This window comes from Streptomyces sp. PA03-6a (assembly GCF_033792765.1).
Lineage (GTDB): Bacteria > Actinomycetota > Actinomycetes > Streptomycetales > Streptomycetaceae > Actinacidiphila.
This window is the reverse complement of sequence record NZ_JARAVK010000580.1, coordinates 1-961: the sequence shown is the minus strand read 5'-3', so window position 1 is coordinate 961 and position 961 is coordinate 1. Positions and strand designations below refer to the sequence as shown.

The 961-nt window shown below is 72.0% G+C and carries 1 protein-coding gene; it reads left to right on the top strand.

Annotated elements, in window-relative coordinates; translation table 11 throughout:
• Window positions 1-238: 238 nt before the first annotated feature.
• A partial coding sequence (ppk2, locus tag PV350_RS46715) for a polyphosphate kinase 2 (protein ID WP_500339324.1) occupies window positions 239-961 on the top strand: 723 nt, incomplete at its 3' end.

Here is a 961-nt window from a genome sequence, read left to right as displayed (position 1 = left end):
CCCCCGGACCGCCCCGCAGCGCGCGGACGCCGAACTGCCGCCCCCCTTCGCCACCGTTCCGCACCCGCACGCCCACGGCCGCGGTCACGCCCGCGGCCCCTGGCTCCCGTTCCCGGCGACCGCCCCCGGTCACGCCGCCGGCGCCCCGGGCGGCACCGGCCCGCTCGGCTGAGCCTCCCCCGGGGCCCGCCCGGGGACCCGTACCGTGGGCGTCCTACGGAAGCGAGGGCACCGGGGCATGGGTGACAAGAAGCGCCAGGACCGCCTGCCGCGCGGCATGTACGAGCGGGAACTGCTGCGGCTGCAGGTCGAGTTGGTCAAGCTGCAGGAGTGGGTGCGGGCCGGCGGGCACCGGCTCGTCATCGTCTTCGAGGGACGCGACGCGGCCGGCAAGGGCAGCACGATCAAGCGGGTGACGGAACATCTCAACCCCCGCATCGCGCGCATCGCGGCGCTCCCCGCGCCGACCGAACGCGAGCGCACCCAGTGGTACTTCCAGCGCTACGTCGACCATCTGCCGGCCGGCGGGGAGATCGTGCTGTTCGACCGGAGCTGGTACAACCGCGCCGGTGTGGAGCACGTGATGGGCTTCTGCACCCCCGAGGAGCACGTGCGCTTCCTGCACCAGTGCCCGATCTTCGAACGGCTGCTGATCGAGGACGGCATCATCCTGCGCAAGTACTGGTTCTCGGTCAGCGACGCCGTGCAGGAGCAACGTTTCCGGACCCGCCTGGAGGACCCGACCCGGCGCTGGAAGCTGTCGGGGATGGACCTGGAGTCCATCACCCGCTGGGAGGCGTACTCCCGCGCCAAGGACGAGATGTTCGTGCACACCGACATCCCCGAGGCCCCCTGGTACGTCGTGGGCAGCGACGACAAGCGCGCGGCCCGCATCAACATGATCGCCCACCTGCTCGCCGGCATCCCGTACGAGGAGGTCCCCCTCCCCGCCATCGAACTC